The following is a 26,132-nucleotide window of genomic DNA, read 5'->3' as shown; positions in this document are numbered from 1 at the left end:
ACCGCGCGCTATGCCGGCCAATGGCCTTTTCTGGCATACTCGCCGGCACTTTTATCGATGTAGCGGGTCCCATCGTCCGCTACAACCTAAAGGAGAAAGCGGCCAGTCGGCCGACGGGGACACTATGACGCAAGCTCAAGCCGTTTATACCGATATCAGCACCGCCCAGTTGGTGGAAGAAGCACTCCGTCGCGGTGAAGGCGAACTGGCGGCCAACGGCTCGCTTGTGGTGAAGACAGGGCACCGGACCGGCCGTTCGCCGGCCGACCGTTTCATCGTCGAGGAGCCGGGCACGCAGGCCAAGATCGCCTGGGGCGCCATCAACCGCCCATTCCCGGCCGACAAGTTCGGCGCCCTCTGGGATCGCGTCGCGACCTTCGTCGCGGGCACCGAGCACTTCGTTTCGCACGTGCATGTAGGCGCCGATCCGGAGCACTACCTGCCGGTCAAGATGACCACCGGCACCGCCTGGCACAACCTGTTCGGCCGCTGCCTGTTCATCAATCCTGAGCAGTACAACCCGAGCGGCAAGGACGAGTGGCAGATCCTCAACGTCCCGCAGTTCGAGTGCGTCCCCGAGCGTGACGGCACCAATTCCGATGGCTGCGTGATCATCAACTTCGCGGCGAAGAAGGTGCTCATCGCCGGCATGCGCTACGCGGGCGAAATGAAGAAGGCCATGTTCTCGGTGCAGAACTTTTTGCTGCCCGACGAAGGCGTGCTGCCGATGCATTGCGCCGCCAACGTCGGCGAAGACGGCGACACCACCCTGTTCTTCGGCCTGTCGGGCACCGGCAAGACCACCCTCTCGGCCGATGAAAGCCGCTACCTGATCGGCGACGACGAGCACGGCTGGGGCGTCGGCACGGTGTTCAACATCGAGGGCGGCTGCTACGCCAAGTGCATCGACCTGTCGGAGAAGAACGAGCCGGTCATCTGGAAGGCCATTCGCTTTGGCGCCGTGCTGGAGAACGTGGTGCTCGACGCGCAGCGCCAGCCTGACTACGCCGACGACAGCCTGACCCAGAACTCCCGCGCCGCCTACCCGCTGACCCACGTCGAGAAGCGCGTCGAGGCCAACCGTGCCGGTGAGCCGAACGCGGTGATCTTCCTGACCTGCGACCTGACGGGCGTGCTGCCGCCGGTCTCGATCCTCAACGAGGAGCAGGCGGCGTACCACTTCCTGTCCGGCTACACCGCCCTGGTCGGCTCGACCGAGATGGGTTCGGGCAGCGGCATCAAATCGACCTTCTCCACCTGCTTCGGCGCGCCGTTCTTCCCGCGTCCGGCCGGCGAGTACGCCGAGCTGCTGATCAAGCGCATCCAGGGCTTCGGCTCCAAGGTGTACCTGGTCAACACCGGCTGGACAGGCGGCGGCTACGGTGTCGGCAAGCGCTTCAACATTCCGACCACCCGTAGCGTGATCGCGGCGATCCAGAGCGGCGCGCTGGTCGGTACGCAAACCGAGCACCTGCCGATCATCAACCTGGACGTGCCGACCTCCGTGCCAGGCGTCGAGACCAACCTGCTCAACCCGCGCAACACCTGGGCCGACAAGAACGCCTACGACGAGGCGGCCAAGGCGCTGGCAGAGAAGTTCATCGAGAACTTCAAGAAGTTCGACGTCTCCGAGGCCATCCGCGCGGCAGGTCCGCAGCTGTAAGCGATCCGGTGTCGAACGAAAGGCCGCCTCCGGGCGGCCTTTTGCATTCATGGTTCAGCGAGTGGCTGCCTGCTGCACAAACCTTCCAGAGTTTGCGGCGGCCAAGGGCTAGGCTGAAAGTACCGGCAATAACGGCGATGACAGGGCGGGCGCATGGGGAGCTGGATCGATCTGAAGCAGGACCCTCACACCGGAATCGAGGCGATCCGGGCGCATTTCGACGGGCATGCCTACGATCCCCATTTTCACGACAGCTACCTGGTCGGTTTCACCGAGACGGGCGTCCAGCAGTTCCATTGCCGCCGCGTCTTGCACCGCAGCACGCCGGGGCAGGTCTTTCTGGTCGAGCCGGGCGAGCTACATGACGGTCACGCGCCGGCCGACAACGGCTTCACCTACTCGATGCTCTATCTCGATCCCGAGTGGGTCGGGTCGGCGTTGCGTGGCCTGTTCGAGGAGGTGCCGGTCGACTGCCAACCGGGCTTTGCCCAGACCCTGGTCGGCGAGCCGGCGCTGCGGCAGGCCATCGTCGAGGCCTGCCGGGCCGTGCAACGGCCGGAGCCGCGAATGGTGCGCGATGCCGCGCTGGACGACATGCTGGCCGGGCTCACCCGTCACCTGCACTGGCGCCGCCGTCTGCCGGATGATCCGCGCCTGCCGAGTGTGGCGTTGCGAGCACGGGACTATCTGCATGCGCACCACGATCGCGACATCGGGCTGGTCGAGCTGGCAAGTGTGTGCGGCGTCGACCGCTACCGCCTGACCCGCGCCTTCAAGGCGGCGTTCGGTCTCGCGCCGCATGCCTATCTGGTGCAGCTGCGGCTGGCGCGCGCACGGCGCCTGCTCGCCCTGGGTGAAAGCCCGGCTACGGTCGCTGCCTGGCTGGGCTTCGCCGACCAGAGCCATATGGGCCGCTGGTTCCGCCGGGCTTATGGCCTGACGCCGGCGAGTTACCGTCGGCACTGCACAAAGCTTCCAGACCCCGCCTGAGACGGTGGCGAAACTGAGGCCGTCCTGTTCTGGAGGCCGCTCATGACTCTCACCGCCGATCCCCGTTCGACGTGCCCGTTCAACGTGCCGATGCCATCGCCTCATGCCGGGCGGGTCGCGACATGAATGACTTTTTGGCCTTTGCCCTGTTCGCCTTCGTTGCGTCGATCACGCCGGGACCGACCAACGTCCTGGTCCTGGCGCACGGTGCCCGGCATGGCTTCATGGCCAGCCTGCCGATCGTTCTCGGCGCCTGTACCGCCGCGGCGGGCATCGTCTGGCTGGTCGGGCTCGGCCTCGGCGACTGGCTGACCGCACGGCCCGCTGTCGCCCGGGTGATGGGCTGGGCCGGCATCGCGTGGCTGGCCTGGCTGGCCTGGCGACTCTTCGTCAGCGCGGCGGCGGACCCACGCGCCGAGGACGCCAACCCGACCGCGCGGCTGGGCATCGGTGGCGCCGCGGCACTGCAACTGGTCAATCCCAAGGTCTGGATGATGGCGCTGGCGGTGGTCGGCGTGTTCGCGGTCGGCGACGGATCGACCGGCGAGCGCGTCGCCCGGCTGGCCATCCTGTTTCTGCTGATTTCGCTTCCCTGCATGGCGCTGTGGGCCGGACTCGGCGCCGGGGCGGCTCGCGTGATCCGCTCGGCCGGGGCGCTGCGCCGGTTCAACCAGGCGATGGCGCTGCTGCTCCTGCTCTCGGCCTGGCTGAGCCGGCCCGGCTGATCGACGCGCTCGGCCTCGGGCGGTGTAGGCGTGCATCCGCTCCGGTCAGCTCGCGGTCACTCGCGCCGCTGGCCGGTCCGCTGCCCGATCCGGCCGAACTCCTGCGGCCAGGGTCCTTCTAAAAAACTGAACCCGAGCTCTGGAGGCGATATGAAGCGCACCCTCTTGGCCTGCGTCATGGCAATCGCCATGCCCGTGCTGGCGCAGGAAATACAGATCGAGAAGCAGCTCAACGGCATGGACCTGGAAATCGAGCCGCTCGGCGTGCCCGGCGTGTCCTCGGACAAGGTCGACCTGATCGGTGTGCCCGCCATCAAGGTCACCAACCGCAGCAACGAGATCGCGTCCTGCCAGTTCCATTCGCTGCCGGAAGAGACGTCCATGACCGCGACCCCGGCGTTCGCCATCGACCCCAACGAGCAGGCGGTGATGCGGGTGCCCGGCAAATACAGCGCGGGCGGCCCGATCGCCCGGCTGGTGTGCAAGCCCGAGGGCGTGCCCGAGCGGGAGCCCTGATCGACCGCCGTCCGCCGTTCTCCCCAGACAAGGTCCGTCCATGCTGATGCTGTCATTCGCGGCCGCCGCGCTGCTGGTCGTCGTCCATCTGTTTTCCGGCAGGCTGCGCTTTCTGTCCGGCACGCCGCGCAGTCGCTGGCTGTCGTCGGCGGGCGGGGTGTCGGTGGCCTATGTGTTCATCCATCTGCTGCCGGAAATCGCGCGGGGCCAGCGGCTGTTCGAAGACCACGCCGTGCAGCCGTTCGGCTACCTGGAGCACCACGCCTACCTGCTGGCGCTCACCGGGCTGGTGGTGTTCTACGGCCTGGAGCGGCTGGTCAAGCGCCGCCGCGATCGGCTGCCGAAGGACGCCGACACGCCGCCCGGCGTGTTCTGGCTGCATATCGCCTCGTTCAGCGTCTACAACGTGCTGGTCGGTTACCTGCTCCTGCACCGGGAAGAGCCGGGGCTGTCGAGCCTGATCTGGTTCGCGGTCGCGATGGCGCTGCATTTCCTGGTCAACGACTTCGGCCTGCAACAGGACCATCGCGGCCGCTTCGACCGGATCGGACGCTGGGTGCTGTCGGCTGCCCTGCTCGTCGGCTGGGCCATGGGCGTGTTCATCGAAGTGACCGAGCTGGCGATCTCCGCCTGCATCGCCTTCCTGACCGGCAGTGTGATCCTCAACGTGATGAAGGAAGAGCTGCCCGAAGAGCGCGCCAGCCGCTTCAGCGCCTTCCTGCTCGGTGCCTTTGGTTATGCGGCGCTGTTGCTGGCGCTATAGACTCGCCCACCCATCCGCCCGGAGCCTGCGATGACCGCTGCCGACCTCACTCGCGAGCAACTGCTCGCCCATCCCGACGCGCAGGACTGCACCCTGTACCGCCCGGACCCGCGCGACGCCGACGCCGAGGAGCTGGATCTGGGCGACGGCAAGGTGCTGCTGCTCGGACCGTTCGAGCCACCGTCGGAGTGGGACGCCGCCGAACGCGACGCCTTCTTCGAGGATGCCGAGCCGGGCGCATTTCAGCGCGCCCGTATCGCGCTCGATCGTCCGGGTGCTGCGGCGCCGGAGGTGGGCGACTACCTGGCATTGAGCCTGGCGAATGGCGAGGTGCAGATGCATTTCATCCATGACCAGGCAGCCGACGGCAGTTTCGTCCTGCTGCACGAGTCGCTCGATCTCGACTGACCCGGCCGCATCGCTCAAGCGACGGGGCGTGCCAGCGTCCGCTCGATCCAGTTCGTCACCTCGGCCGCGCGGGTGACCGGCAGCATGTGGCCGCCATCGATCAGCTCGAGTTGCACGCCCGGGGCCTGGGCGGCGAACCGCACGCCATGCAGCCGGTGATCGAGCAGGCGGTCGTCGCGCCCGTAGAGCACCGCCACCGGCAGCGCCAGTTCGCCATAGCGCGCCGCCAGGGCCGGCATTTCGGCATTGACGCTGCACACATCGGACGAGGCGGCGAAGGCGCTGCCCGGCCGCAGGGCCAGATCGGCACCGCCACGAACGGGGAAGTCCGCCGGTACCGGTTCCGGTGAAAAGGCCAGCGTCAGGCCCTTGTCGCCCGACCACCGGGTGAGCGGCACCGCCAGGGTGCGGGCGATCAGCCAGCGAAGCGACGCCGGCACCCTCAGCCCGGCCAGCGCGCGCGGGGCTTCGACGACCGGCTGGGTCAGCGGCGCGATCAACGCCAGGCCGCGAACGCAGGCGGGCTGCTCCAGCGCCAACGCCAGCGAGATGGCGCCGCCAAGGGAGTGGCCGACCAGCAGCGGGGGCTCTTCCAGTTCGAGCGTTTCGATCAACCGGCCGACCAGCCGCGCCTGCGCCGCCAGGCCGGGAAACGGGCCCGGCGGCGGCGTCGAGTAGCCCGAGCCCGGACGATCGAGGACGACGACGCGGTGACGTTCGGCCAGCCGCGTCGCCAGCGCATAGGTGAAGTTGCGAACCTGGCCGCACAGCCCGTGCACCAGGACGATCGGCGGGCTGGCCGGATCCGGCACGGTCGGGCGCAGGTCGACGATATGCAGGCGCGCGCCGTCGATCTCGACGAACCGGCCATCGGCCGGTACCCGCGCCTCGGCCTGGCGCGCCAGACGGTTGCTGTACCAGGCCAGTCCGGCGCCGGTGGCGGTCAAGGCGAGCAGCAGCTTGGCGATCATCGGGTCTCCTCGTTGGGGCGTTCTTCGGTGCTGGCGGTTTTGTCGGGCGTGCGGAAGAACCGCATCACGCCGTCGTCCGGACGGCCGAACGTGAAGGCCGCCCAGTCCAGCAGGTAGTTCTGGTGCACCCGCCACGGCGCCCGCCAGCCCTGGCGTGGCAGCACGGCGTCGGCGCGGCGAACGTAACCGGAGCTGAAATCCAGCAAGGGCCGCGGGCGCAGCGAGGCATCCGGCGGCGCCAGGCAATAACGGTAGCCATGCCGATCCATGTAGTTGAGCAGACGGCAGACGTGGCGGGCGGTCAGGTCGCAGCGCAGCGTCCAGGACGCATTGCTGTAACCGAAGGCGATCGCCAGGTTCGGTACACCTTCGAGCATCATGCCCCGGTAGACCATCCGACGCGCCGGATCGATCGCCCTGCCGTCCATCTCCAGCTCCGCGCCACCCGCCATCTTCAGCACGAGGCCGGTGGCGGTGACGATGAGGTCGGCGTCCAGGTGGTCGCCGCCCGCGAGTTGCACGCCGGTTTCGGTGAAGTGCTCGATCCGGTCGGTGGCGATCGAGGCCTTGCCTTCGCGCAGCGCGCGGAACAGGTCGCCGTCCGGCACCAGGCAGATGCGCTGGTCCCAGGGCTTGTAGCGCGGCGTGAAGTGCCGCTCGACGTCATGGCCCGGGCCGAGCGCACGGCGCACGCCGGCGAGGATCGACGCCCTGGCCCGCTCGGGAAAGGTGCGGCAGAAGCGGTAGGTCGCAATGCCGAGGCCGATATTGGCCCAGCGCACCAGCCGATCGGCGAGCGTCGCGGGTAGATTCGCCTGAGCCCAGCGTGCCAGGCGGTCGTCGCGCGGTCGGCTGACGATGTAGGTCGGCGAGCGTTGCAGCAGCGTCACCTGGGCCGCCCGCTCGGTCAGGGCGGGCACCAGGGTGACGGCGGTGGCGCCGCTGCCGATGACCACCACGCGCTGACCGCTGTAGTCGAGATCGGCCGGCCAGTCCTGCGGGTGGACAATTCGTCCGCCAAAGCGCTCGGCCCCTGGGAATGTCGGGGAATGGCCCCTGGCGTAATCGTAGTAGCCGCTGCACAGGTACAGGAAATCGCAGGTCAGGCGGGTGGCGCGTTGCTCGGGGCCTGCCTGCGCATCCACCGTCCAGCGTGCTTCGCGGCTGCACCAGGCCGCCCGCGTCACGCGCCAGCCAAGGCGCACCTGACGGTCGATGCCGTACTGGCGGGCGGTGTCCTGCACGTAGTCGCGTATCTCGTCGCCGGCGGCGAGTGCGCGGGCGTCGCGCCACGGGCGGAACGGAAAGCCCAGGGTGCTCATGTCCGAATCCGAACGGATGCCGGGGTAGCGAAAGAAGTCCCAGGTACCGCCGATGGCCTCGCGCGCTTCGAGCAGGGCGAAGCGCTTGCCGGGGCATTCGGTCTGCAACCGGTACGCCGCGTCGATGCCGGAAAGGCCGGCGCCGACGATCAACACGTCCAGGTGTTCCGGCGCGTCGGCGGTCGTTGGGTCACGCTCTGGGATCGAATTCACGGGAGGGCTCGCTGGCTTGGGCGCCGTCATGCTTGTTTTCGCCGATGGTGCGGTGCGCGGCGGGCGCTGTCCACGCGCACGCGGATCGAGGTGCGCACGCGGCGGCCGGTGCGTGGTCCGATGCTGACCAAGCTGGCGAGCGGACTTTCATGCAGATCATCCTGGTGCGTCACGGACGGCCCGACCATCGCAATCCGCGCTGGTGCACGCCGCGCGAGATGCAGGCGTGGATCGCCCGCTACAACGCCGCGCGTGTCGTCGTCGGCGAGGCGCCGCCGGCTGTCCGGACGCTGGCCTCGCAGGCCGGCTGGGTGGTGTGCAGCTCGTTGTCGCGCTGCATGCAATCGCGCTCGCAGCTGGTTCAGGGGCCGCAGCACGCGGGCGACGCGCTGTTCGCCGAAGCGCATCTGCCGTACCTGGACTGGGATTTTCCGCGACTGCCGGCCCGGTTCTGGCGACTGGTGTTTCGCGGCGCCTGGTTCCTCGGTTTCTCCCGTCACACCGAGTCGGTGCGCGTCTCCGACCGGCGTGCCCGCGTCGCGGCCGAGCAGTTGATCGCGCTCGCCGAAACCCATGGGCGGGTGCTGCTGATGGGCCACGGCATCATAAACATCCTCATCGGCCGGCACCTGCGCCGGCTCGGCTGGTCGGGTCCGCTGCACCTGTTCCTGCGCCCCTACTGGTCGCCAAGCGTCTACGAGAAGGGCGCCTGATCAGCCGGCGCGTCCGCCAGCCGCGGAGCGACCGAGGCGACCTGCCCGATCAGCCATTGCAGCGCCACGTCGCGCTCGCGCTGGGCAACGCTGACGATGTCCAGTTCGAATGGCCCGAGCGCGAACGGCAGCTCGTGGAGCGTCAGCGGAAGAAGCGCGGCGAAGTGGCGCGCCAGTTGGGTCGGCAGGACGGCCGCCAGGTCGCTGCTGGCGACGATATGCGCGGCTTGCAGGTAGTTCGGCGTGGTGTAGACGATCTGCCGCTCGAAGCCCTGCTCGGTCAGCCACTGATCGACCATGCCGCGGGTCTGGCCGCCGTGTACCCACAGGTGCTGCAAGCGCAGGAACGCGGCGAGGTCCGGCTCGTCTTTCACCAGCGGATGCTCGCGCCGGACCGCCAGGCGCAGCGTCTCGCGGGCCCAGTGGCGTCGCGCGAAGCGCGCCGGAACCTCGGTGAAGCGCCCCAGCACCAGGTCCAGCTCGCCCTTGTCCAGCCGTTCGGCCGGCAGGGTGGGGTCCAGATGCTCGATGGCGATGCGCACGCCCGGCGCCTGTTCGGCGAGGCGCCGCATCAGCGCCGGCATGCAGATCAGCTCGACGTAATCGGTGACCGCGATGCGGAACTGCAGGCGGCTGCGCGCCGGGTCGAAGCACGCACCCTGCAGCAGGCTAAGCTCGATCTGCTGCAACGACTGGCGAATCGGCGCCTCCAGCTCCAGCGCCCGCGGCGTCGGCTGCATGGTGCGCCCGACGCGCAGCAGCAGCGGGTCGTCGAGCAGCTCGCGCAGGCGGCCGAGGGCGTTGCTCACCGCCGGTTGGCTCAGCGACAGCCGCTCGGCGGCGCGCGACACGTTGCGCTCGCGCAGCAGGGCGTCGAGCACGCGAAGCAGGTTCAGATCGAAGGTCGAGGTATTCATCTGCAAAATAGGACTTATCACAAGGTGAAATTTCCCAAATAGTAGCCGCTGCCCGTAAGTTAGCGCACGTTTCGTGACCCATAAGAAGACTCGAGGACACCCGATGAGCACTACGCCCGTTCCCGTTCCCCCCATTGGCCAGGTCGCGGTGATCGGCGCCGGCACCATGGGCCGCGGCATCGTCATGAGCCTGGCCAACGCCGGCGTGCAGGTGCTGTGGCTGGACAACAACCCCCAGATGATCGAGCAGGGCCTGACCGTGGTCGCCGAGACCTACGCGCACAACGTGCGTCAGGGCCGCATCAGCGAAGAACAGGCCGCCAGCCGCCGCGCCTGCGTGCTGCCGGCCGCCGACTACGCGGCGTTGGCCAGAGTCGATCTGGTGATCGAGGCGGTGTACGAGAACCTCGAACTGAAGCAGGACATCTTTCGCCAACTCGACCGTGTGGTGAAGCCCGAGGCCATCCTTGCCAGCAACACCTCGGCGCTCGACATCGACGCCATCGCCGCCGTGACCGACCGCCCCGAGCGCGTGCTCGGCCTGCACTTCTTCAGCCCGGCACACATCATGAAGCTGCTGGAAATCGTGCGCGGCGCCAAGACCGACAAGGCCGTGCTCGACGCTGCGCTGGAACTCGGCCGGCGCATGGGCAAGGTGGCGGTGGTGTCCGGCAACTGCCACGGCTTCATCGGCAACCGCATGCTCGCCACCTATGTACGCGAGGCGCGCGCCATGCTGCTCGAAGGCGCCTATCCGCATCAGGTCGATGGCGCGTTGCAGGGCTTCGGCTTCGCCATGGGTCCGTTCCGCATGTACGACGTGGTCGGCATCGACCTGGAATGGCGCACCCGCGAGATGGCCGGCAAGGGCCAGGACGTGCCGGAAGTGCAGGTCGACAACCGCCTGTGCGAGCTGGGCCGCTTCGGTCAGAAGACGCGCATGGGTTATTACCGCTACGCCGAGGGCAGCCGCCAGGCCGAGCACGACCCGGAAGTCGACGCGCTGGTGCAGCAGGTGTCCGAGCAGCTGGGTTACCAGCGCCGCGAGATCGGCGCCGAGGAAATCGTCGAGCGCTCGTTGCTGGCCCTGGTCAACGAGGGCGCGAAGATTCTCGAGGAAGGCATCGCCGCCAACAGCCATGACGTCGACCTCGTCTACCTCAACGGCTACGGCTTCCCGGCCGACAAGGGCGGGCCGATGGCCTGGGCCGACGCCCAGGGCGTGAGTGCGATCCGCGACCGCCTGCTGGCGTTGCAGGAGCGCTTCGGCGAGCACTGGAAGCCGGCGGCATTGATCGAGCGCCTGGCCGCCGACGGCAAGCGGTTCTCCGAAGTCCAGGAGGGCCGCGCATGAACTACGTAGCCCCGCTGCGCGACATGCGCTTCAACCTGCATGAACTGTTCGACGTCAGCGCCCACTGCGAACGGCTCGGCAATGGCCTGGACCGCGAACTGATCGACGGTGTGCTGGAAGAGGCCGCGCGCTACACCGGCGAAGTCATCGCGCCGCTTAATCGCAACAGTGACGAGCAGGGCGTGACCTTGGAGAACGGCGAGGTCACCACGCCCGAAGGCTTCGTCGAGGCCTATCGGCAGTACGTTGATAACGGCTGGGCGAGCATGACCGGGCCGACCGAGTACGGCGGCCAGGGCTTTCCGCAGATGGTCGCCTGCAACTTCCATGAAATGCTGATGGCCGCCTCGCTGTCGTTCCGCATCTACTCGGGCCTCACCGAAGGCGCAGTGCTCGCGCTCTACAAGCACGGCAGCGACGCGCTGAAGAACGCCTACCTGGAGAAGCTGGTCAGCGGCCGCTGGAGCGGCACCATGTGCCTGACCGAGCCGCAGGCCGGCACCGACCTGGCGCTGCTGCGCACCAAGGCCGAGCCGCAGGCCGACGGCAGCTACCGGGTCACCGGCAGCAAGATCTTCATCTCCGGCGGCGAGCACGACATGAGCGAGAACATCGTGCACCTGGTGCTGGCGCGTCTGCCCGATGCCCCGGCCGGGGTGAAGGGCATCAGCCTGCTCTTGGTGCCCAAGTTCATCGCCAACGCCGACGGCACGCCGGGCGAGCGCAACGCGCTGACCTGCGGCGCCATCGAGCACAAGATGGGCATCAAGGGCGCGGCGACTTGCGTGATGAACTTCGACGGCGCCACCGGCTGGATCGTCGGCGAACCCAACCAGGGCCTGGCCTGCATGTTCACCATGATGAACGACGCGCGTTTCCAGGTCGGTCTGCAGGGTTTGGGCATCGCGGAACAGGCCTACCAGGGCGCGCTGGCCTATGCCCGCGAGCGCCTGCAATCGCGCGCGTTGACCGGCGCAGCGCAGCCGGACAAGCCGGCCGATCCGATCATCGTCCACCCGGACGTGCGCCGCATGCTGCTGACCCAGAAGACGCTGGTCGAGGGCAGCCGCATGCTCGCCGCCTACTGCGCGCGCGAGCTGGATCTGGAACACGGCCACCCGGACGCGGGCGCGCGCAAGGCTGCCGGCAAGCGCGCGGCGCTGCTGATCCCGATCGTCAAATCGTTCTTCACCGACATGGGGCAGGAAGTCGCCAGCCTCGGCGTGCAGGTCTACGGCGGCCACGGCTACATCCGCGAGTGGGGCATGGAGCAGCTGATGCGCGACAGCCGCATCACCCAGCTCTACGAAGGCACCAACGGCATCCAGGCGCTGGACTACATTCGTCGCAAGCTGATGGGCGACGGCGGCGCCGAGCTGCGAGCGATCCAGGACGAATTTCTCGGCCTGTGCGACGAGCTGGGCGCGCTGAGCGATCTGGTCGGGCCGGTGCGTGCGCGCCTGAACCAGTGGCGCGAGCTGACCGACGAGGTCCTCGCGCGCGTCGCGCAGGACCCACAGGAGATCGGCGCGGTGTCGGTGGACTTCCTCCAGTACTCGTCGTATGTGCTGCTCGCCGGCCTGTGGCTCAAGGCCGCCGGACGTGCCCGGCAGGCGCTGGAGGCGGGCAGCGAGGAGGCGCCGTTCTACGAGGCCAAATTGCACAGCGCGCGCTTCTATGTTCGCCGCGTGCTGCCGCGCGCCAGCAGTCACCGCGAGGCGCTGCTGGGCGGCGCCGACTGCCTGATGGCGATGCCGGAGGCGCAGTTCGCGTTTTGATGGAAGGCCGGGGGGAATCGCCCAATGTGCTCGTCAACCTCGGAGGGCTTCGTAGCGCTATTCGCCAGCAAGCTGGCTCCTCCAGGGTTGGGCGTGCGCCGTTCCGTAGGAGCGAGCTTGCTCGCGAATGAACTTGGCCGCGTTGCTCGCCAACACGTTGGCTCCAACGAAAGGCGACGCGGGCCAAACGTCGGCATGGCAGGTACGACGCAACGGCCAAAGGCAGTTCACGTGTAGGAGCCAGCTTGCTGGCGAAGCTTCTAAGGCTCAATCCAGCTCCCCCGCGTGGAGGAGTTCTTTTCTCGAATAAGGAGGCGCCCATGCATCCGTTCAGTTTCGCCACCACCGCCCAGTTGATCTGCGAACCGGGCTCGGCCAGACGCCTGGCCAACCTGTGCCGCGAACGTGAAGCCCGCTCGGTGCTGATCGTCACCGATCCGGGCATCACTCGTCTCGGCCTGTTGGACGAAGTGCTGCCGGGCTTTCAGAGCGAAGGGCTGGACGTCGCCGTGTATGACCAGGTCGTGGCCGACCCGCCGGAAGCCATCGTGCTCGCCGCGGTGGACCAGGCCAAGGCGCGCAACGCCGACCTGATCGTCGGTTTCGGCGGCGGCAGCTCGATGGACGTCGCCAAGCTGGTCGCGCTGCTGGCGCACCCGGACAACGCCCAGACGCTGCAAGACATCTACGGCGTCGGCAACGCCAAGGGCAAGCGCCTGCCGCTGATTCAGGTGCCGACTACTGCCGGCACCGGCTCGGAAGTGACGCAGATCGCCATCATCACCACCGGCGAGACGACCAAGATGGGCGTGGTCTCGCCGCTGCTGCTGCCGGACCTGGCCCTGCTCGACGCGGATCTCACCCTCGGCCTGCCGCCGGCGGTGACCGCCGCGACCGGCATTGACGCCATGGTGCATGCCATCGAGGCCTACACCAGCGCACTGAAGAAGAACCCGATGTCCGACCTGCTGGCCCGCGAGGCGCTACGGCTCTTGGCTGCCAACCTCGACGAGGCGGTGCACAACGGCAACAACCGCGAGGCGCGCCAGGCCATGCTGCTCGGCGCGTGCCTCGCCGGGCAGGCCTTCGCCAACGCACCGGTGGCCGCGGTGCACGCCCTGGCTTATCCATTGGGCGGCAACTTCCACATTCCGCACGGGCTGTCGAACGCGCTGGTGCTGCCGCAGGTGCTGCGCTTCAACGTCAGCGCGGCGACCACTCATTACGGCGAGCTGGCGCCGATCGTCCTCGGCGACCGGCTGCGCAAGGACGATCCCTCGACCTACGCCGAACAGCTGATCGAGGAGTTCGAGCAGATGAGCGCCCGCGTCGGCCTGCCGACCCGCCTGCGCGACGCCGGTGTGCCGGAGGAGATGCTGCCGCAACTGGCGAAGGAGGCGATGCTGCAGCAGCGCCTGCTGGTCAACAATCCACGCGAAGTGACCGAGGCCGACGCCCTGGCTATCTACCGCGCCGCTTACTGACCCATCGACAAGGACTTCCGCATGGCTGAACAACCCGAGCACCGGCGCGGCGACTACCGCCACTTCCAGCCGATCACCACGCGCTGGCACGACAACGATGTCTACGGTCACGTGAACAACGTCGTCTACTACAGCTACTTCGACAGCGCGGTGAACACCTACCTGATCGAGCGCGGCGGGCTGGACATTCACGACGGCGAAGTGGTGGGCTTCGTGGTCAGCTCCAGCTGCGATTACTTCGCCTCGATCGCTTTTCCCGAGTCGATCGAAGTCGGCCTGCGCGTCGGCAAGCTGGGCAACAGCTCCGTGCAGTACGAGCTGGCGATCTTCAAGCGCGGCGAGGAACACGCCTGTGCCGCCGGGCGCTTCGTGCATGTGTTCGTCGACCGCGCGAACAACCGGCCCACCGCCATCCCGCCCCGCTTGCGCGGCGCGCTGGAGGGGCTGCGGGTCTGACCGGTGGCGTCGCGAAGCGTCGCCGAGAAGGGTCTAGACTGCACGCCCCATCGCCACAGGAGTCGCTTCGTGATCCGTTCCTTCGTGCCCGCCGACATGACATCGGTGCTGTCCATCTGGCTCGCGGCCTCGCTGCAGGCCCATGATTTCATCGAGCCGACGTTCTGGCAGGGCAAGCTGGACGACATGCGCGACCACTACCTGCCCAGCGCCGACGTCTGGGTCTATGAGCGCGATGGGCAGGTGGTCGGCTTCTTCGCCTTGCAGGTCAACATGCTGGCTGCGCTGTTCGTGCATCCCGAGGTGCACGGGCAGGGCATCGGTTCGGCCCTGCTCGCCAAGGCCCGCCTGCTGTCGCCCGAGCCGCTGGAGCTGTCGGTGTATCAGCGCAACGCCCAGGCCGTTGCGTTCTACCAGCGGCAGGGGTTCTGCCAGATCGACCTGCGCATGGACGAGCGCGCCGGCCATGTCGAACTGGTCATGCGGGCGTGCGACGAGCTGCCGCTGGGCAAGAGCGCAACCGATGGCGGCGAGGACACGGCGCTGCTGTGATCAGGCCCTGAATGAAGAAGCCCGGCGGGTGCCGGGCTTCGGTTAGTGCATCAGCGGTGCTTCTTGTGCCACTTGTGCTTGTGGTGGCCGCGGCCGGGATGCTCGTAGTAACGGTCGTCATGACGGCGGTCGCGGTAGCGGTAGCGATCGTCATCGTCGTCGCCATAGGCATTGCCAAGCGCACCGCCCGCCGCGCCGCCGACCGCCGCGCCGAGCAGGCCGCCGCTCGAGCCGCCGACCTTCTGGCCGACCACGTTGCCGCCCGCCGCGCCGAGCGCGCCGCCGATCGCAGCTTCGGTACGGCTGCGCTTGTCGGCTCCGACGGCGCTGCCGGCCGCACCGCCAACGCCGGCGCCGATGGCGGCACCGGTCGAGCCGCCGAGATGTTCACCAACCACCGAACCCAGTGCGCCACCCAGGGCTCCGCCAACGGCGGCTTCGGCAGTGCCACCGGCAACGGCGGCGCCACTGAACAGGCTGGCGGTCAACATGGCTACGGAAAGGTACTTCATCGAGTGATTCCAATTGCGGATGGTGCGCCGATGCTCGCTCCGCTCCGCCTGTTTGGCAAGCGCCTCACCCTGCACATCGTGACAAATTCAGCGTTGTGCAAAAATTTGCCAGGTCGCCTCGAATATGGCGTTTTCGGCGTGGTCTGAGGTCGATTCAGCCGCCTTGCGAGACGACCAGATCGGCCTGTTCGGCGGTAGGTTCCAGGCGGATCGCGATGAACTTGGACGTCGGCGTGAAGCTGCCTTCGCCAACACTCGCCAGCGGCAGCAGCGGATTGGCTTCGGGATAGTAGGCGGCCGCCTGTCCGGGCGGAATGTCGTAGGCGATCAGGCTGAAACCCCGCACCACACGCTCGATGCCGTCATCCCACAGCGAGCGGATGTCCACCGATTGCCCCGGCTTGTAGCCGAGCCGCCGGAGGTCTTCGCCATTGACGAACAGCACCCGGCGCTGCCCCGTGATGCCGCGGTAGCGGTCGTCCAGGCCGTAGACGGTGGTGTTGTACTGATCGTGCGAACGCAAGGTCTGCAGGATCAGGTCCGGCTGCGCCCCGGACGCGCGCACCGCCGCCGGCAACAAGGCGTCGGCCAGTTCGTGGGGCTGGAAGCGCGCCCGGCCGCCCGGAACGTTCCAGCGCCGCTCGCCTGCTGCGTTGCCGAGGTAGAAGCCACCGGGCTGGCGCAACCGGCGGTTGAAGTCGGCAAAGCCCGGGATCGTGTCGGCGATCAGGTCGCGGATGCGATCGTAGTTGGCGATCAGCGCGTCCCAGTCGACCGGGTGGTTGCCCAGCGTGGCCTTGGCCATGCCGGCGACGATCGCCGGCTCCGAGCGCATCGTGGGCGCCAGGGGTTCGAGCTGGCCGTACGAGGCGTGCACCATGCTGAAGGAGTCTTCCACGGTCACCGCTTGCGGGCCGCCGGCCTGGCGGTCGATATCGGTGCGGCCGAGGCACGGCAGGATGAGCGCCTCGCGGCCCGGCAGCAGGTGGCTGCGATTGAGCTTGGTGCTGATCTGCACCGTCAGCGCGCAGCGGCGCAGCGCCTCGTGGGTGCGCGGGCTGTCCGGCGTGGCTTGGGCGAAGTTGCCGCCCAGGCCGATGAACACCCGCGCGCGGCCGGCGAGCATCGCCTCGATCGCGGCGACCGTGTTGTGCCCATGCCGCCGCGGCACGCTGAAGCCGAAGCGCTTTTCCAGGGCATCGAGCAGCGCCGCGGCGGGACGGTCATTGATGCCCATCGTGCGGTCGCCCTGCACGTTGCTGTGTCCGCGCACCGGGCACAGCCCGGCGCCCGGTCGGCCGATGTTGCCGCGCAAGAGCTGGAGGTTGGCGATCTCCTGGATGGTGGCGACCGAGTGGCGATGCTGCGTGATGCCCATCGCCCAGCAGACGATCACTCGGTCGGCCCGGCGATGGAGCCGCGCCGCCTGTTCGATTTCGGCCTGCGTCAGGCCGGACTGCTCGACGATGCGCGCCCAGGGCGTGGCGTCCACCGCGGCGAGGTAGTCGTCGATGCCTTCGGTGTGCGCGGCGATGAAGGCGTGGTCGAACACCGGCATCCCGCCGGCCGCCTGCGCCTCGCGCTCCCATTGCAGCAGGTACTTGGCCATGCCGCGTAACGCGGCCTGGTCGCCGCCGAGCGCCGGACGGAAGAAGGCGGTGTTCAGCGGGGCGGAGCCGTCGGCGAGCATTTCCAGCAGATGCTGCGGGTGCTGGAAGCGCTCCAGCCCACGTTCCTTCAGCGGATTGAAGCAGACCACCTGGGCGCCGCGCCGAACGGCCTCGCGCAATGGTTCGAGCATGCGCGGATGGTTGGTGCCGGGGTTCTGGCCCAGCACGAAGATGGCGTCGGCCTGGGCGAAGTCGTCGAAGGTCACCGTGCCCTTGCCGACGCCGATGCTGGCGCCGAGTGCGACGCCGCTGGCCTCGTGGCACATGTTCGAGCAGTCGGGAAAGTTGTTGGTCCCCAGCGCCCGGACGAACAGCTGGTAGAGAAAGGCCGCCTCGTTGCTGGTGCGGCCCGAGGTATAGAACTCCGCCTGGTTCGGGTCATCGAGGGCATGCAGGTGGGCGGCGATCAGCCGGAAGGCGTCTTCCCAGGCGATCGGCACGTAGCGATCGGTCTGGGGGTCATAGCGCATCGGTTCGGTCAGCCGGCCCTGGTACTCGAGCCAGTAGTCGCTCTGCTCGCGCAATCGAGCGAGCGTGTGGCGCGCGAAGAAGGCGGCGTCGACGCGTCGGCCGGTGGCTTCCCAGTTCACGGCCTTGGCGCCGTTTTCGCAGAATTTCACCCGGTCGGCGCCTGGCGAGTCGCCCCAGGCGCAGCCCGGGCAGTCGAAGCCGCCGTGCTGGTTGGTCCTGAGCATGGCGCGCAGGTTGCGCAGCGGCTGTCCGCTGTCGATCCAGGCGCGCGCCACGCTGCGCAGCGCGCCCCAGCCGGCGGCCGGTCGCGTGTAGGGACGATAGCGTGGCAGGGCGGTGCGGGAGGTCATGCGGTGGGCTCGCTCGGCGCGGGGCTGTAGACGCGCGGCCCGCTGCGGTGGGGAATGTGAATGAGGTTGAGGTTGTGGCTACGGGCCCACTCCACCGCCAGGCCGGTCGGGGCCGAGAGGCTGATCAGCGTGCCCAGCCGGGCGCGCAGCGCCTTGTGGATGAGTTCGAGGCTGCATCGGCTGGTCACCACGGCGGCGCCGCCGGTGGTGTCGATCCGGTTGCGAAGCAGGCCCCCGATGAGCTTGTCGAGCGCGTTGTGCCGGCCGATGTCCTCGCGGCCAAGGCGCAGTTCGCCCCGAGCGTCCATGAAGACGGCCGCATGCACGGCCCCGCAATGCCGGCCGAGCGGCTGGAATGCCGCGATGCGCTCGCGCAGGCCGTCGAGCTGCGCGGGGGACGGCGGTGCGCTGGGCCGCAGCGATGGCAGCTCGGGCAGCGCCTGTTCCAGCGCCTCGACCCCGCACAGCCCGCAGCCGCTGGTGCCGGCGAGATGCCGCCGCTGCTGCTTGAGCGCCCAGAAGGCGCGGTTGGCGATCTCGACCCGCGCTTCGCGCGCGCTGCCCTGGCCGGCGAGCTGGATGTCATAGATGTCACTGGCGTCCGTCACCACGCCGCTGGACAGCGCGAAGCCGGTGACGAAGTCCTCGAGGTCCGCCGGGGTGACCATCATCACGGCCTGGCTCAGGCCGTTGTAGACGACCGACAGCGCACATTCCTCGGCCAGTTCGATGTCGTCGGCGTCCGCCGATTGCAGGGCGTGGAAGTGGTAGCGGCCGCTGGCGTCGGGTGGCGGCGCACCCGGGCCGTCAGGCGGGGAAGGGCGAGCGATCTCGGTCATGGCAGGCTCGTGCGGTTTTTGCGCAGCCTAGGCCGACGCCAGGTTCGCGTCCACCGGTGGGGCGTCGAGGCCGACCTGGTTTTCCGTACCCAGAAACGAAAACCGCCCCAATCAGACAACCTGAGAGGGGCGGCTTCGTACATCAGGATCGCTTAGGGCAGGGTGAACAGCACCTTGACCTGGTCATTGACGGCGGCGGCATCGACGTAGCCGATGGCGCTGGCGTCGCCCGCGACCTTGGCGACCACGGCGGCGTCATCCGCGACGCTCGACAGCGGCTGGCCCTTGCCGGTGAACACCAGGCCGGACCAGTAGGACTTCAGCTGGGCTTCGTTCTTGCTGGTGACGGCGGCGTAGAACGTTTCCTTGGTGGGGTTCCAGTCCTTCTGGTCGATGCCGGTGAGGGACTTGTCCTTGCCGAGGAAGATGTTCGCCACTTCCGACTGGCTCGGCGCCTTGGCGGCGCCCGGGTTGACGATCACGGCGACTTCGGCGCTGGCCAGTCCGGCGATGCCGGTGGCGAGTGCGAGAAGGCTGGCTTGTGCAAAACGCTTCATGACGGCCTCCCTTAGAACACGAAGTCGACGCCGACGGAGACGATGTCGCCGTCGAAGGTACGAGGAGTGGTGACACCAAAGGCTTCGCTGACCAGCTCGTCGAAGCTCTTCACGAACACACCCTTGCCCTGGTCGTAGGTGTCGACGCGCTTGTACTCGCCCTTGAGCGTGACGGTCGGGGTCAGGCTGTAGTTCAGGCCGTAGGTCCAGGAGGACTGGCCGCCCGCGTTGGATTCATCCATCTGGGCATAGGTGACGTGCGCCAGGAAATCACCGAAGCGGCGGCCACCCATCAGGTAGAACGCGTCCTTGGTGGAGGTCGCGCCTTCGACGACCAGGCGGGTCGCCTCGTTGGCGGTGATCCAGGTGCCGTTGTCGAACTGGTAGCCGAGCGAGGTGAACTTGCCCTTTCTGTCTTCGATGAAGCCATCGAGGGACAGGCTGGATTCGCTGTAGCCCACCCGGAAGGTACCGAAGCTGTTGGTTGCCAGAGCGGCGTTGGCGCCAGCGACCTTCTTGTAATCCATGTCGCGCAGCTGGTCATAAACGAAGAAGTTGCGATTGACCGCCTGACCACCATTGGCCTGCAGGCTCAGCGAGCCGAAGGACAGCGGCAGCGTATAGACGAAGTCAGCACCTTCATAGTTGGTGATCTGAACCTGGTGGTACACCTCGTCCGGCAGGCGCAGCCAGGGATAGGTGAAGCCGACATCGAGCGTCTCGGAGTACATGTAGACCGGGTTGCGCAGGCGACCGGCGCGTACGACCAGACGGTCGTCGACCTGATACGACAGGTACAGCCATTCGAGATTGGCCTTCCAGTTGTCCTGCTCGGCCTTGGCGATGACCTGGGCCGTCAGACCCAGCTTGTCGGTCAGCCCGTACTGGAACTGGCCACCGAGCTTGGACAGCTGGTCGCCGCGCCAGGAGTCGTTGGTCTGACCCTGGATGCCATAGGCGCGACCGTCATCCTCACCACCCAGATGGGTGATACCGACAGTGCCGAAACCATTGAAGCGGTATTCGCCCTGTTCGAGCGCGAAAGCGGGGCTGGCGGCCAGGCAGGCGGCGGCCAGGCCGAGTACACGTACTGCAGACATCGAGATGCTCCGTGAAGTGATTTTTTAGACGCGGAATTGGGCGGTGGCCGCGCGCAAGCGATCCCCGGTACTGACCAACTGTTCGGCCAGGCGCGTGGTGGCTTCTGCCCCGTGAGCGGTTGCTTGTGCGTCCTGCTGCAACACTTCGGTTTCTTGTTGGATGGAACCCGACAGGCCGATCTGCTCCTGCGTGAGCTGGGCGATACCGGCGTTGAGTTCGTCGATCTGGGCAACCGTGCCGGTGATGGCGTCGAGCAGGCGGGTCGCTTCGACCGACAGCTCGATGCTCGCCTGGCTCTTCTTGCCGTTGGCGGTCATCACGTCCAGCACGGTGTTGGCGCTGGTTTGCAGGCGCTGGATGATCTGCTGGATCTCGGCGGTGGAGGCGGTGGTCTTCTGTGCGAGGTTGCGCACCTCGTCGGCAACGACGGCGAAGCCGCGACCCTGTTCGCCGGCCCGTGCCGCTTCGATCGCTGCGTTGAGCGCGAGCAGGTTGGTCTGCTCGGCGATGCCGCGGATGACGGTCAGCACCGAGCCGACCGCCTGGGTTTCTTCCTCGAGCTGTTCCATCGCCTGCACGGCGCTCATGACGCTGCTGCCCAGGTCGCTGATGCTGTCGGACAGGCCGCCGATGTTCTGCCGGGCGACGGTCGCCTGGTGGGAGGCGCTGCCGGCTTCGTCCGAGGCCTGGCGCGAGCGGCGGGCCACTTCGTCGATGCTGCCGGTCATGGTCTGGATGTCGCGGCCGATGGAGTCGGTGTGTTTCTGCTGCGACTTGGCGTTCTCTTCGGAGCTGCGGGTCAGGCGCTGGAGATCCTGCGAGACCTGGCCGAGCGGGCTGGCGGCATCGATGACCTGGCGGATGGTGCCCTGCAACTTGTCGAGGAAGCCGTTGAACAGTTCGATCATGGCGCCGATCTCGTCGGTCGTCTCGACATGCACGCGGCGGGTCAGGTCGCCGTCGCCGCGGGCGATCGCCTGCAACGATTCGATGACGCCGCGCACGTTGCGCATGATGCGGCGCGTGACCAGCCAGGCACCGGCGCTGACGAGCACGACCAGTGCCAGGCTGAGCAGGATGCCCAGGCGCGTGGTGGCGGCGTTGTCCTGACGGGTCACCGCGAGCGTCTGGCGGAAGTCTTCGTAGGCATGGGTACGGAACTGTCCGCCGACCTGCCGGGCCTTCTCCAGGTCGGTCGCCATGCGGTCGAGGCTCGGGCGCAGGTCATCGAAGGAGGCGCTGCCGGCGATGAGCTTTTCCGAGGCGCCGAGGGCGTTGGTCGCGTATTCGCTGACGGCGCTGCGCCAGGCATCCAGCTCCTGACGGCGTTGCGGCTGGCCCGCGGTGAGTTCGGCGAGGGCGCGCTGGTCCGCGTCTATCTCTGCGATCACGCTGCGCGCTTCGTCCAGCACCGAGGATTCGCCTGCGGCCACCGCGTTATTGAACAGGCCCGGCAGGCGCGAGAACTGGAACAGCACCGCGTCGGCCTTTTCCAGCGTGGGGTAACTGTGGGTTTCCAGCGTGACGAGGCGCTCGTCGGTCGCCGAAAGCTTCAGGGAGGTGTAGCCGACGAAGAGCAACAGGCCGATGAGGGCGATCGCCGGAACCAGCGACAACTTGTAGGCGAGCGACAGGTTTTTGAGCATGGAAACCCCAATGACTACGGTGCCTCGGCGGTGAGATCGGCCGGTGCATCCATCGGCTACACGGCGGGCGGATGCCCGTGCGTGAAGTGGTTATCGGCGTGCCTCGTGGCGCCTTGAGGGCGTTTTACAAAACATGACAAACGGTTGATTCGAGGCGAAAAAAAGGCCGCCCGCAGGAACGGGCGGCCTGTTCGCGAGACGATCAGAGGCCGTTGCGGGCCTTGAACTCCCGGCGGCGGCGATGCAGCACCGGCTCGGTGTAGCCGTTGGGCTGCCTGGCGCCTTCGAATACCAGCTCCAGCGCGGCCTGGAAGGCGACGTTGTCGTCGTAGTTCTCGGCCATCGGGCGATAGAGCGGGTCATGCTCGTTCTGCCGGTCGACGATCACCGCCATGCGCTTGAGCGCTTCCATCACCATCTCCGGCGTCACCACGCCGTGGCGCAGCCAGTTGGCGATGTGCTGGCTGGAGATGCGCAGGGTGGCGCGGTCTTCCATCAGGCCGACGTCGTTGATGTCCGGCACCTTCGAGCAGCCGACGCCCTGGTCGATCCAGCGCACCACGTAGCCGAGGATGCCCTGGGCGTTGTTGTCCAGTTCATGCTGGATTTCTTCGGCGCTCCAGTCGGTGTTCGGGGCGAGCGGGAGGGTCAGGATGTCGTCGACCGAGGCCGGCGCGCGTGCGGCCAGTTCGTCCTGGCGGGCGAACACGTCGACCTGATGGTAGTGCAGCGCGTGCAGGGTGGCGGCGGTCGGCGAGGGGACCCAGGCGGTGTTGGCGCCGCTCATGGGGTGGCCGAGCTTCTGTTCGAGCATGGCGGCCATCAGGTCCGGCATCGCCCACATGCCCTTGCCGATCTGGGCGCGGCCCTTCAGGCCGCAGGCCAGGCCGACGTCGACGTTGTTGTTCTCGTAGGCACCGATCCACTTCTCGCCTTTCATGGCGGCCTTGCGCACGACCGGGCCGGCTTCCATAGAGGTGTGGATTTCATCGCCGGTGCGGTCGAGGAAGCCAGTGTTGATGAACACCACGCGCTCGCGCGCTTCCCGGATGCAGGCCTTGAGGTTGAGGCTGGTGCGGCGCTCCTCGTCCATGATGCCGACCTTGAGCGTATTGCGCGGCAGGCCGAGCACGTCTTCCACGCGACCGAACAGCTCGCTGGCGAAGGCGACTTCCTCGGGGCCGTGCATCTTCGGCTTGACGATGTACACCGAGCCGGTGCGCGAGTTGGCGCGGCGGGAGTTGCCCTTGAGGTTATGCAGGGCGATCAGGCTGGTGAACAGGCCGTCCATGATCCCTTCCGGCACCTCGTTGCCGTCCTGGTCGAGGATGGCGTCGTTGGTCATCAGGTGGCCGACGTTGCGCACGAACAGCAGCGAGCGGCCGTGCAGGGTGACTTCGCCGCCGTCCACGGTGGTATAGACGCGGTCCGGGTTCATAGTGCGGGTGAACTGGCTGCCGCCCTTGCTGACCGTTTCGGCCAGGTCGCCTTTCATCAGGCCCAGCCAGTTGCGGTAGACGAGGGTCTTGTCATCGGCATCGACCGCGGCGACCGAGTCTTCGCAGTCCATGATGGTGGTCAGCGCCGATTCCATCAGCACGTCCTTGACGCCGGCCGCGTCGGTCTGGCCGATGGCGCTGGTCGGATCGATCTGGATTTCGAAGTGCAGGCCGTTGTGCTTGAGCAGGATGGCCTCGGGCGCGCTGGCGTCGCCCTGGAAGCCGATCAGCTGATCGGGCTGCTTGAGCCCGGTGCTCTGGCCGTCCTTCAGGCTGACGAGCAGGCGACCGTCTTCGATGCGGTAGTTCGTCGAGTCAGCGTGCGAGCCGGATGCCAGCGGCGCGGCTTGATCGAGGAACTGGCGGGCAAAGGCGATGACCTTGGCGCCGCGGATTTCGTTGTAGCCCGGACCCTTGGTGGCGCCGTCGGCTTCGGGGATGGCGTCGGTGCCGTAGAGCGCGTCGTACAGCGAACCCCAGCGGGCGTTGGCCGCGTTGAGTGCGAACCGGGCATTCATGATCGGCACGACCAGCTGCGGGCCGGCCATCTCGGCGATCTCGATGTCGACGTTCTCGGTGCTGGCCTGGAAGTCCTCGGCGGGCGGCAGCAGGTAGCCGATCTCCTGCAGGAATGCCTTGTAGGCCGCTGCGTCGTGCGGCTGACCGGCGCGGGCCTGGTGCCAGCCGTCGATCTTCGCCTGCAGCTCGTCACGCTTGGCCAGCAGGGCACGGTTCTTCGGCGCGAGGTCGTGAATCAGGCGAGCGGCACCGGCCCAGAACGCATCGGCGTCCAACCCGGTTCCGGGAATGGCTTGTTGGGTCACGAAGTCATACAGGACCTTGGCGACCTGCAGGCCACCGACTTGAACGCGCTCAGTCATCACTTGCCTCACTTGTTGAGCGTTGGAAACGGGAGCGGCGGCGGGGCCGCGGGCTGTCCGGGACGCGGCTGCGGCGGATGCCACAACGCGCAAACCGTTATGTAGTGCACGCGGCGGGATACTACATGAAGCGCGCCGGAATTTGCAGTCGGCAAGTCTGATGATGACTGCGAGCTAAAAACCGGTCACGCGGATACGGTTGTCCACAAAAACGGCCGATATTGTTCCATGTAATGGCATTTGCTGCATACGAAACTTTCGTCCTGGTCGCGCTGCTGCCGGTGGCCAGGCGGCTCCGGCTGATCTATACCTAGCCCAGCACTCAATCAGGCCCAGCATTAGTAGGAGCGCCCCGTGGAGCATCTGGTACTTACCCTCATCGCGCCGGACCAGCCCGGTCTCGTCGAACGCTTGTCAAACGCCATCGCCGGCAATGGCGGCAACTGGCTGGAGAGCCGCATGTCGCGCATGGCCGGCCAGTTCGCCGGCATCCTGCGGATCGACGTCGCGCCGGGGCAGAGCCAGGCCCTGGTCGCCGCGCTCGAGGCGCTGGACGTGCACGGCATTCGGGTGCAGGTCGCGACCAGCGGCTCGCCTGAGCCGGTGGCAGGGCGGCAGATCACGCTGGAGCTGGTCGGCAACGACCGGCCGGGCATCGTGCGCGACATCACGCGGTTGCTGGCCGAGCACCGGGTGAACGTCGAGCGTCTGAATACCGAAGTGGTGCCGGCGCCGATGAGCAGCGAGCTGCTGTTCCAGGCCCAGGCGCGCCTGGCGGTGCCGGCCGACCTGCCGCTCGACACCTTGCAACAGCGGCTCGAGGCCTTGGCTGATGACCTGATGGTGGAACTGAAACTCCAGGCCGAGGATTAAATCTCGACGGGCGTGCGCTTGAGCTGCCACCAGGCGTCGAGGCTGTACACCGTCAGACCGGCCCAGATGAAGCCGAAGGCGATGAGTTTGTCCGGCGGGAAGGGCTCGTCGAATACCGCGACGGCCAGCAGCAGGATCAGCGTCGGCGCGATGTATTGCAGGAACCCCAGCGTCGAATACGGCAAATGGCGTGCGGCCGCGTTGAAGCACAGCAGCGGGACCAGCGTGATCGGGCCGGCAGCGATCAGCCAGATCGCCTGCGGCTGCGTAAGGGTGAAGGCGCTGGCACTGGCGCCGTCGCCGCTCAACAGCAGCCAGCCCAGCGCCAGCGGAAGAAGCAGCCAGGTTTCGACGACCAGCCCGGGCAGCGCCGCCACGGGCGCCTGTTTGCGCAGCAGGCCATAGAAGCCGAAGCTCAGCGCCAGCACGAGCGACACCCAGGGAATCTGCCCCAGCGCCATCAATTGCTGCAGCACGCCGAGCGCCGCCAGGCCTACCGCGATCCATTGCAGGCGGCGCAGCCGCTCGCGCAGCAGGACCAGGCCGAGCACCACGTTGACCAGCGGGTTGATGTAGTAGCCCAGGCTCGCCGCGACCATCTGGTCATTGTTCACCGCCCAGACGTAGATTAGCCAGTTGCTGGCGATCAGCAGTCCACTGACCGCCAGCACGCCAATGCGGCGCGGGTGGTCGATGAGCTCGCGCCACCAGCCGCGGTGGCGCCACACGGCCAGCGCGAGCGCACCGAACAGCGCGGACCAGAGGACGCGCTGGGTCACGATCAGCATCGGATCGAAGGCGGTCAGCAGTTTGAAATACAGCGGGAACAGGCCCCAGATGCCGTAGGCGAGCAGCCCCAGCATGTAGCCCTTGCGCAGGTCGGCGGTGGCCATCGATTGACTCGTGGA

General features: G+C 67.5%; 24 protein-coding genes. 13 read left to right on the top strand and 11 right to left on the bottom strand.

Annotated features, from left to right (window positions below):
• Positions 1–124: 124 nt before the first annotated feature.
• The 6 genes from D7325_RS04165 (at position 125) to D7325_RS04140 (ending at position 5,065) form a co-directional block, all read left to right on the top strand.
• Complete coding sequence (locus D7325_RS04165; protein ID WP_120994275.1) at positions 125–1,663, top strand: phosphoenolpyruvate carboxykinase; 1,539 nt, start codon at positions 125–127, stop codon at positions 1,661–1,663.
• A gap of 153 nt (positions 1,664–1,816) precedes the next feature.
• The gene (locus D7325_RS04160) at positions 1,817–2,653 is read left to right on the top strand and encodes an AraC family transcriptional regulator (protein WP_120994274.1); all 837 of its coding nucleotides are present in this window, start codon (positions 1,817–1,819) and stop codon (positions 2,651–2,653) included.
• A 122-nt stretch (positions 2,654–2,775) separates the two neighbouring features.
• Positions 2,776–3,378, top strand: a complete 603-nt coding sequence (locus tag D7325_RS04155) for a LysE family translocator (RefSeq protein WP_120994273.1) — start codon at positions 2,776–2,778, stop codon at positions 3,376–3,378.
• 150 nt (positions 3,379–3,528) lie between these two features.
• Positions 3,529–3,894 (top strand): hypothetical protein, encoded by a 366-nt coding sequence (locus D7325_RS04150; protein ID WP_120994272.1) that lies wholly within the window; start codon positions 3,529–3,531, stop codon positions 3,892–3,894.
• A gap of 46 nt (positions 3,895–3,940) precedes the next feature.
• Positions 3,941–4,657: a hypothetical protein gene (locus D7325_RS04145; RefSeq protein WP_120994633.1), complete on the top strand. Its 717-nt coding sequence runs from the start codon at positions 3,941–3,943 to the stop codon at positions 4,655–4,657.
• 30 nt (positions 4,658–4,687) lie between these two features.
• A complete protein-coding gene (locus D7325_RS04140; RefSeq protein ID WP_120994271.1) occupies positions 4,688–5,065 on the top strand; it encodes a hypothetical protein in 378 nt (125 codons plus the stop codon).
• A gap of 14 nt (positions 5,066–5,079) precedes the next feature.
• On the opposite strand, the gene D7325_RS04135 is transcribed toward D7325_RS04140, so the two are convergent.
• A complete protein-coding gene (locus D7325_RS04135; RefSeq protein ID WP_120994270.1) occupies positions 5,080–6,036 on the bottom strand; it encodes an alpha/beta fold hydrolase in 957 nt (318 codons plus the stop codon).
• Positions 6,033–7,571, bottom strand: coding sequence for a flavin-containing monooxygenase (locus tag D7325_RS04130; protein ID WP_245962008.1), 1,539 nt, complete (start codon positions 7,569–7,571; stop codon positions 6,033–6,035). Before D7325_RS04130 ends, D7325_RS04135 begins: the two co-directional genes overlap by 4 nt.
• 149 nt (positions 7,572–7,720) lie before the next feature.
• Here D7325_RS04130 and D7325_RS04125 point away from each other — a divergent pair, with 149 nt between their 5' ends.
• Entirely contained in the window at positions 7,721–8,284 is a 564-nt protein-coding gene (locus tag D7325_RS04125) for a histidine phosphatase family protein (RefSeq protein WP_120994268.1), read from the top strand.
• Here D7325_RS04125 and D7325_RS04120 read toward each other — a convergent pair.
• Positions 8,266–9,201 (bottom strand): LysR family transcriptional regulator, encoded by a 936-nt coding sequence (locus D7325_RS04120; protein ID WP_120994267.1) that lies wholly within the window; start codon positions 9,199–9,201, stop codon positions 8,266–8,268. The two genes, D7325_RS04125 and D7325_RS04120, sit on opposite strands and share 19 nt — an antisense overlap.
• Before the next feature lie 103 nt (positions 9,202–9,304).
• On the opposite strand from D7325_RS04120, the gene D7325_RS04115 reads away from it, so the two are divergent.
• The 5 genes from D7325_RS04115 (at position 9,305) to D7325_RS04095 (ending at position 14,825) form a co-directional block, all read left to right on the top strand.
• A complete protein-coding gene (locus D7325_RS04115; RefSeq protein ID WP_120994266.1) occupies positions 9,305–10,555 on the top strand; it encodes a 3-hydroxyacyl-CoA dehydrogenase in 1,251 nt (416 codons plus the stop codon).
• Entirely contained in the window at positions 10,552–12,333 is a 1,782-nt protein-coding gene (locus D7325_RS04110) for an acyl-CoA dehydrogenase C-terminal domain-containing protein (protein WP_120994265.1), read from the top strand. The genes D7325_RS04115 and D7325_RS04110 overlap by 4 nt, the downstream gene beginning before the upstream one ends.
• A gap of 320 nt (positions 12,334–12,653) precedes the next feature.
• Complete coding sequence (locus D7325_RS04105) at positions 12,654–13,817, top strand: iron-containing alcohol dehydrogenase (protein ID WP_120994264.1); 1,164 nt, start codon at positions 12,654–12,656, stop codon at positions 13,815–13,817.
• A gap of 21 nt (positions 13,818–13,838) precedes the next feature.
• Positions 13,839–14,273 carry an acyl-CoA thioesterase gene (locus D7325_RS04100; RefSeq protein ID WP_120994263.1) on the top strand — a complete coding sequence of 145 codons (435 nt, stop codon included), beginning with the start codon at positions 13,839–13,841 and terminating at the stop codon, positions 14,271–14,273.
• A gap of 69 nt (positions 14,274–14,342) precedes the next feature.
• Positions 14,343–14,825, top strand: a complete 483-nt coding sequence (locus tag D7325_RS04095; RefSeq protein WP_120994262.1) for a GNAT family N-acetyltransferase — start codon at positions 14,343–14,345, stop codon at positions 14,823–14,825.
• Between the two features lie 50 nt (positions 14,826–14,875).
• On the opposite strand, the gene D7325_RS04090 is transcribed toward D7325_RS04095, so the two are convergent.
• The 7 genes from D7325_RS04090 to D7325_RS04060 form a co-directional block, all read right to left on the bottom strand.
• On the bottom strand, positions 14,876–15,337 hold the full coding sequence (locus D7325_RS04090) for a hypothetical protein (protein ID WP_120994261.1): 462 nt from the start codon (positions 15,335–15,337) through the stop codon (positions 14,876–14,878).
• Between the two features lie 154 nt (positions 15,338–15,491).
• Positions 15,492–17,828 (bottom strand): FdhF/YdeP family oxidoreductase, encoded by a 2,337-nt coding sequence (locus D7325_RS04085; protein ID WP_120994260.1) that lies wholly within the window; start codon positions 17,826–17,828, stop codon positions 15,492–15,494.
• Positions 17,825–18,667 (bottom strand): formate dehydrogenase accessory sulfurtransferase FdhD, encoded by an 843-nt coding sequence (gene fdhD, locus D7325_RS04080; RefSeq protein WP_120994259.1) that lies wholly within the window; start codon positions 18,665–18,667, stop codon positions 17,825–17,827. The genes D7325_RS04085 and fdhD overlap by 4 nt, the downstream gene beginning before the upstream one ends.
• 152 nt (positions 18,668–18,819) lie before the next feature.
• Positions 18,820–19,224 carry a type 2 periplasmic-binding domain-containing protein gene (locus D7325_RS04075; protein ID WP_120994258.1) on the bottom strand — a complete coding sequence of 135 codons (405 nt, stop codon included), beginning with the start codon at positions 19,222–19,224 and terminating at the stop codon, positions 18,820–18,822.
• An 11-nt stretch (positions 19,225–19,235) separates the two neighbouring features.
• Positions 19,236–20,324, bottom strand: a complete 1,089-nt coding sequence (locus D7325_RS04070; RefSeq protein WP_120994257.1) for a porin — start codon at positions 20,322–20,324, stop codon at positions 19,236–19,238.
• Positions 20,325–20,348: 24 nt separating this feature from the next.
• The gene (locus D7325_RS04065) at positions 20,349–21,971 is read right to left on the bottom strand and encodes a methyl-accepting chemotaxis protein (RefSeq protein ID WP_120994256.1); all 1,623 of its coding nucleotides are present in this window, start codon (positions 21,969–21,971) and stop codon (positions 20,349–20,351) included.
• A gap of 202 nt (positions 21,972–22,173) precedes the next feature.
• The gene (locus D7325_RS04060) at positions 22,174–24,351 is read right to left on the bottom strand and encodes a malate synthase G (RefSeq protein ID WP_120994255.1); all 2,178 of its coding nucleotides are present in this window, start codon (positions 24,349–24,351) and stop codon (positions 22,174–22,176) included.
• Positions 24,352–24,705: 354 nt separating this feature from the next.
• Between D7325_RS04060 and D7325_RS04055 the strand changes: the two genes are divergently transcribed.
• The gene (locus D7325_RS04055; protein WP_120994254.1) at positions 24,706–25,224 is read left to right on the top strand and encodes a glycine cleavage system transcriptional repressor; all 519 of its coding nucleotides are present in this window, start codon (positions 24,706–24,708) and stop codon (positions 25,222–25,224) included.
• On the opposite strand, the gene rarD is transcribed toward D7325_RS04055, so the two are convergent.
• Entirely contained in the window at positions 25,221–26,117 is an 897-nt protein-coding gene (gene rarD, locus D7325_RS04050) for an EamA family transporter RarD (protein WP_120994253.1), read from the bottom strand. The two genes, D7325_RS04055 and rarD, sit on opposite strands and share 4 nt — an antisense overlap.
• Between the last annotated feature and the right edge of the window lie 15 nt (positions 26,118–26,132).

The sequence above is a fragment of the Stutzerimonas urumqiensis genome, assembly GCF_003640395.1.
Lineage (GTDB): Bacteria > Pseudomonadota > Gammaproteobacteria > Pseudomonadales > Pseudomonadaceae > Stutzerimonas > Stutzerimonas urumqiensis.
Note: the sequence above shows the minus strand (reverse complement) of the source record. Positions and strands in the feature narration are given on the sequence as shown.

Coding starts and splice junctions, on each gene's coding strand:
- D7325_RS04165 (WP_120994275.1), top strand. CDS start 125: ATGACGCAAGCTCAAGCCGTTTATACCGATATCAGCACCGCCCAGTTG.
- D7325_RS04160 (WP_120994274.1), top strand. CDS start 1,817: ATGGGGAGCTGGATCGATCTGAAGCAGGACCCTCACACCGGAATCGAG.
- D7325_RS04155 (WP_120994273.1), top strand. CDS start 2,776: ATGAATGACTTTTTGGCCTTTGCCCTGTTCGCCTTCGTTGCGTCGATC.
- D7325_RS04150 (WP_120994272.1), top strand. CDS start 3,529: ATGAAGCGCACCCTCTTGGCCTGCGTCATGGCAATCGCCATGCCCGTG.
- D7325_RS04145 (WP_120994633.1), top strand. CDS start 3,941: ATGCTGTCATTCGCGGCCGCCGCGCTGCTGGTCGTCGTCCATCTGTTT.
- D7325_RS04140 (WP_120994271.1), top strand. CDS start 4,688: ATGACCGCTGCCGACCTCACTCGCGAGCAACTGCTCGCCCATCCCGAC.
- D7325_RS04135 (WP_120994270.1), bottom strand. CDS start 6,036: ATGATCGCCAAGCTGCTGCTCGCCTTGACCGCCACCGGCGCCGGACTG.
- D7325_RS04125 (WP_120994268.1), top strand. CDS start 7,721: ATGCAGATCATCCTGGTGCGTCACGGACGGCCCGACCATCGCAATCCG.
- D7325_RS04120 (WP_120994267.1), bottom strand. CDS start 9,201: ATGAATACCTCGACCTTCGATCTGAACCTGCTTCGCGTGCTCGACGCC.
- D7325_RS04115 (WP_120994266.1), top strand. CDS start 9,305: ATGAGCACTACGCCCGTTCCCGTTCCCCCCATTGGCCAGGTCGCGGTG.
- D7325_RS04110 (WP_120994265.1), top strand. CDS start 10,552: ATGAACTACGTAGCCCCGCTGCGCGACATGCGCTTCAACCTGCATGAA.
- D7325_RS04105 (WP_120994264.1), top strand. CDS start 12,654: ATGCATCCGTTCAGTTTCGCCACCACCGCCCAGTTGATCTGCGAACCG.
- D7325_RS04100 (WP_120994263.1), top strand. CDS start 13,839: ATGGCTGAACAACCCGAGCACCGGCGCGGCGACTACCGCCACTTCCAG.
- D7325_RS04090 (WP_120994261.1), bottom strand. CDS start 15,337: ATGAAGTACCTTTCCGTAGCCATGTTGACCGCCAGCCTGTTCAGTGGC.
- D7325_RS04085 (WP_120994260.1), bottom strand. CDS start 17,828: ATGACCTCCCGCACCGCCCTGCCACGCTATCGTCCCTACACGCGACCG.
- fdhD (WP_120994259.1), bottom strand. CDS start 18,667: ATGACCGAGATCGCTCGCCCTTCCCCGCCTGACGGCCCGGGTGCGCCG.
- D7325_RS04075 (WP_120994258.1), bottom strand. CDS start 19,224: ATGAAGCGTTTTGCACAAGCCAGCCTTCTCGCACTCGCCACCGGCATC.
- D7325_RS04070 (WP_120994257.1), bottom strand. CDS start 20,324: ATGTCTGCAGTACGTGTACTCGGCCTGGCCGCCGCCTGCCTGGCCGCC.
- D7325_RS04065 (WP_120994256.1), bottom strand. CDS start 21,971: ATGCTCAAAAACCTGTCGCTCGCCTACAAGTTGTCGCTGGTTCCGGCG.
- D7325_RS04060 (WP_120994255.1), bottom strand. CDS start 24,351: ATGACTGAGCGCGTTCAAGTCGGTGGCCTGCAGGTCGCCAAGGTCCTG.
- rarD (WP_120994253.1), bottom strand. CDS start 26,117: ATGGCCACCGCCGACCTGCGCAAGGGCTACATGCTGGGGCTGCTCGCC.